Here is a 4,478-nt window from a genome sequence, read left to right on the forward strand (position 1 = left end):
GAGGGTGCGAGCCTGGGACGCACCACCCTTGATCGGGGTCACGCGGACGGACTCGACGCGCAGACGTCCCTTCGTCCCGGTCACGGTCCAACCCTGCAGGACTTCGATCCCGGCCGCTTCCGCTTCCGCCTTCAGTTCGGCGTCGACGATGGACCGGATGTCGACGATCGCCGACACCTTCACGCCGGCCTTCGCGAGGTCGAGCGCGGCAAGCCATGCGCTGTCGTGGCTGGTGACGACGACGACCTCGTTGCCGACCTTCACGCCGTAGCGGTTGAGGTAGCTGCGCGCGGAGCCTGCGAGCATCACGCCGGGCCGGTCGTTGCCGTGGAAGACGAGCGGACGCTCGATCGACCCCTGAGCGAGGACGACCTGCTTGGCGCGCACCTTCCACATGCGCTCGCGCGGGGCGCCGTCGGGCGCCGACGGGAGGTGGTCGGTCAGGCGCTGACAGAGACCGACGAAATTCTGATGGTAGTAACCGAAGGCCGTCGTCCGCGGCAGGAGCGTGACGTTCGGCATGGCCGAAAGCTCGCCGACCGTCTTCCCGAGGAAGGCCCAGCCCGTACCGCCGTCGATCGACGCGTCGGTTTCGGACAGGAGCGATCCGCCGAACTCCGCCTGCTCGTCGACCAGCATCACCTTGGCGCCGGAGCGCCCGGCTTCCAGCGCGGCGGCCAGTCCCGCCGGGCCGGAGCCGACGACGAGCACGTCGCAATGCACGAAGCGGCTGGAATAGCGGTCGGGATCCGGCTCGGTCGGCGACTTGCCAAGGCCCGCGGCGCCGCGGATCACCGGCTCGTAGACCTTGTTCCAGAAGGACTTCGGCCACATGAACGTCTTGTAGTAGAAGCCGGCCGAGAACAGCATGTAGAGGGCGTCGTTGACGGCGCCGACGTCGCGCTTCAGCGACGGCCAGTGGTTCTGGCTCGATGTCTTCAGCCCGTTCGAGATTTCGAGCACGGTCGCGCGGGTGTTCGGCTCGAAGCGTCCCGGACCCCGGTCGACCCCCAGAAGCGCGTTCGGCTCTTCCGAGCCGGCCGAGAGGATGCCGCGCGGGCGGTGATACTTGAAAGAGCGCCCGACGAGATGGACGCCGTTGGCGAGCAGCGCCGAGGCGACCGTATCGCCTTCGAACCCGTTGAAGGTCTGCCCGTTGAAGGAGAAGCTGATGCGCCGGTTGCGGTTGACCCGGCCGCGATGAGCCACGCGGAAATCGCTCATGCCCGTGCCTCCTCGGGTGCGGCTTCTTTGGGGCGCGGCTTGCCGGCCTCGTAGGTCGTCAGGAACTTGTCAGTGACGGTGTCGCGGACGGCGTTGAAGAAGCGTCCGCAGCCATGGATGTGGCGCCAGCGCTCGTGGTGCTTACCGCGCGGGTTGTCGCGGATGTAGAGGAAGTCGCGCCATTCGTCGTCGGAGAGGACGGACGGGTTCTCGGGACGCGCGATATGCGCCTGGCCGCCATAGGCGAACTCGACCTCGGGCCGCTCGCAGCGGCAGTAGGGGCAACGGATGAGAAGCATGGTCCGGCCCCCCTCTTAGTGCGCCACCGCGGCCGCGGCCGCCTCGTCGATCAGCCGGCCCGTGCCGAAGCGCTCCAGCGTGAACGGCGCGTTGATCCGATGCGGCTCGCCGCGCGCGATCGTGTGGGCGAAGACGTTGGCCGAACCCGGCGTCGCCTTGAAGCCGCCGGTGCCCCAGCCACAGTTCACGAAGAGGCCCGGAACCGGGGTCTTGCCGATGATTGGCGAGCGATCCGGCGTGACGTCGACGATGCCGCCCCATTTGCGCAGCATCCGCATGCGCGTGAAGATCGGGAAGATCTCGCAGATCGCCGCGACCGTGTGCTCGATCAGCGGCAGGCCGCCGCGCTGGCTGTAGGACACGTACTGATCGGTTCCCGAGCCGATGACGAGTTCGCCCTTGTCGGACTGCGAGATGTACGCGTGCACCGTGTTCGACATCACGACGCACGGGAAGATCGGCTTGATCGGCTCCGACACCAGGGCCTGAAGCGGATAGCTTTCGAGCGGGAGGCGGACGCCGGCAGACTCCATGACCACCGACGTGTTGCCCGCCGCCGAGACGCCGACGCGCTTGGCCTTGATGAACCCGCGGGCCGTCTCGACGCCGGACACGTTTCCGGCCGCATCGCGGCGAATGGCCGTCACCGGGCAGTTCTGGATGATGTCGACACCCATCGCGGCCGCACCGCGCGCATAGCCCCAGGCCACCGCATCATGCCGGGCAACGCCGCCGCGACGCTGGAGGGCGGCGCCCATCACGGGATAGCGGGCGTTCGGCGAGATATCGAGCGGCGGACAGAACTCCTTGGCTTCTTCGGCCGTGAGCCATTCGTTGTCGATGCCGTTCAGACGGTTCGAATGGACGTGCCGCTTGAAGCTTTGAACGTCGTGGACGTTGTGCGCGAGCATCATGACGCCGCGCTGCGAGAACATGACGTTGTAGTTCAGTTCCTGGGTGAGATTCCCCCAGAGCTTCATCGAATGCTCGTAGAGCATCGCGCTTTCGTCAAAGAGATAGTTCGAGCGGATGATGGTCGTGTTTCGGCCGGTGTTGCCGCCGCCAAGCCAGCCCTTCTCGATCACCGCGACGTTGGTGATGCCGTGCTCCTTGGCGAGATAGTAGGCGGCCCCCAATCCGTGGCCGCCCGCGCCGACGATGATGACATCGTATTCGGCCTTCGGTTCGGCATCAGGCCATTGCGGCTTCCAGTTCTTGTGTCCGGAGAGCGCATTCGCCACGAGCGACGGGAAGGAGAAGCGGGTCATCGCGAACCTCAAACGACCATTGCCGGGGTATCATTGCGACAATGCCCTGCCGGAGACAGGACATTTGCGTCATTCAGGTCGCACTTTAAGAACCAGCATTGCGCCCTAGTCGAGGCGACCTGGACCGGGTGGCGACAAAGGTTGAGGTGCGACCGTCGCGTCCAGCGGATCAGGCGGCCTGCGCCTCACCGGCCAAGGCGGGTTGCTGCGCCTGACGCCGGACTTCCTGCGGCGTCATATCGAAACGCTGGCGGAACATGCGGCTGAGATGGGAGGAATCGCAGAAGCCGCACTCGACCGCGATCGACGCCACGAGCTTGTCGGTCGTCTCGATGAGATGGCGGGCGAAGGTCAGCCTGATCTGCAGGAAGGCCGCCTGCGGCGAGGCCCCGAGCGCCGAGCGGAAGTGCCGTTCCAGCTGGCGCTTGCTGTGACCCATCCGCCTGGCGAGCTCGGCGACCGACAGCGGCGTGTCGATGTTCTGCTGCATCAGGAGCAGCGCCCGCATCACCATCGGGTCGCGGGTGGAAATGTCCATCGAGACGCCGGGCTGCGGCTTCTCCGGCCGCAGGGCATCGTCGATGATCATGATGTGGAGGCTCTTGCTGGCCTGCGCGCGGCCGACGTGCCGCTCCACGAGATAGGCGGCTAGATGAGCCGAGCTGGCGCCGCCCGAGCAGGTCAGACGGTCACCGTCGTCGATGAAGATCTGATCGGAAACGGGGTCGAGCCCATCGAACTGTTCGAGGAAGTCGGCGTGGTGGAACCAGCTGACGCAGCAGCGGTAGCCCTTCATCAGGCCGGCCTTGTGAAGGAGGAAGCCCCCGGTGCAAAGGCCGATCAGCGGCACGCCCGCGGTTGCGGCCCTCGCGAGATAGGACACGTAGTTCGCCCCCAGACCGGACAGGTCGTCCATGACCCCACCGACAACCACGATATAGTCGAACTTGGTCGGATCCCCGAGCCGTTCGTTCGGCTGCACGGACACGCCGCTGCTCGACGGAATCGCGCTCATCGTGTCCGAAAGGACGTTCCAGTTGCACATGATGGGACGGCTTCGGTCGCCCTCGTCGGCGGCCAGCCGCAGGACATCGACGAAATTGGCAAAGGCGCAGAGGGTGAAGCGTTTGGCCAGGATGAAGCCGACCGAGAGGCGCGCGGTGGTCTTTCGCGGTTTGTAGACCGCGGAAACCTGTGAACTTGCGCGGCTCTCGCCAACCTTCGCGTCCATCAGCCATCCTCGCCGAGCGCTGTCGCCGAACTGTCGTACTGCTAATCCGGTCTTGACGCAAACGTCCTGTCCGAGGGCCGATCGGTGTCGCAATGCTACCTCCTGCGAGCCGAACTTGCCCGGGCGCGATCCACCGGACGCCCCGCCGAACGCGCTGAGATTCCGCCCTTCGTTCCTTCCTCCCAGTCGAGTTGTCCGTGATGGCCGAGAACAAGTTCATCCTCAAGCTCAGCTGTCTCGACCAGCCCGGCATCACGGCGGCGCTGGCCACCGCTCTCGCCTCGCGCGGGGCGAACATCGTCGAGGCCAACCAGTTCTGCGATCGCCAGACCAACCAGCTCTTCGTTCGCATCGCGGTCGCGGCGCCCGAGCCCACCACGCAGTCGGTTCTCGACCTTGCGCTGAAGCCGTCGGTCGACCGCTTCGACATGCGGATCAAGGTTGAGGACCTGTCG

At 66.0% G+C, this 4,478-nt stretch carries 5 protein-coding genes; 1 reads left to right on the forward strand and 4 read right to left on the reverse strand.

The window, feature by feature from the left end; translation table 11 throughout:
* From QZ753_RS19315 to QZ753_RS19330, 4 genes are all read right to left on the reverse strand, one after another.
* Positions 1-1,224, reverse strand: a 1,224-nt coding sequence (locus QZ753_RS19315) for a 2Fe-2S iron-sulfur cluster-binding protein (RefSeq protein WP_294646179.1), incomplete at its 3' end; no start/stop codon positions are given.
* The gene (locus tag QZ753_RS19320; protein WP_294646180.1) at positions 1,221-1,523 is read right to left on the reverse strand and encodes a sarcosine oxidase subunit delta; all 303 of its coding nucleotides are present in this window, start codon (positions 1,521-1,523) and stop codon (positions 1,221-1,223) included. The genes QZ753_RS19315 and QZ753_RS19320, both read right to left, overlap by 4 nt.
* Before the next feature lie 15 nt (positions 1,524-1,538).
* Positions 1,539-2,792, reverse strand: coding sequence for a sarcosine oxidase subunit beta family protein (locus QZ753_RS19325; protein ID WP_294646181.1), 1,254 nt, complete (start codon positions 2,790-2,792; stop codon positions 1,539-1,541).
* Positions 2,793-2,961: 169 nt separating this feature from the next.
* Positions 2,962-4,023: a GlxA family transcriptional regulator gene (locus QZ753_RS19330; protein WP_294646182.1), complete on the reverse strand. Its 1,062-nt coding sequence runs from the start codon at positions 4,021-4,023 to the stop codon at positions 2,962-2,964.
* A gap of 200 nt (positions 4,024-4,223) precedes the next feature.
* Here QZ753_RS19330 and QZ753_RS19335 point away from each other — a divergent pair.
* The coding region (locus QZ753_RS19335) for an ACT domain-containing protein (RefSeq protein ID WP_294646183.1) at positions 4,224-4,478 on the forward strand (255 nt) is incomplete at its 3' end.

Origin of the sequence: uncultured Aureimonas sp., assembly GCF_913775355.1 — a bacterium.
Classification (GTDB): Bacteria; Pseudomonadota; Alphaproteobacteria; order Rhizobiales; family Rhizobiaceae; genus Aureimonas.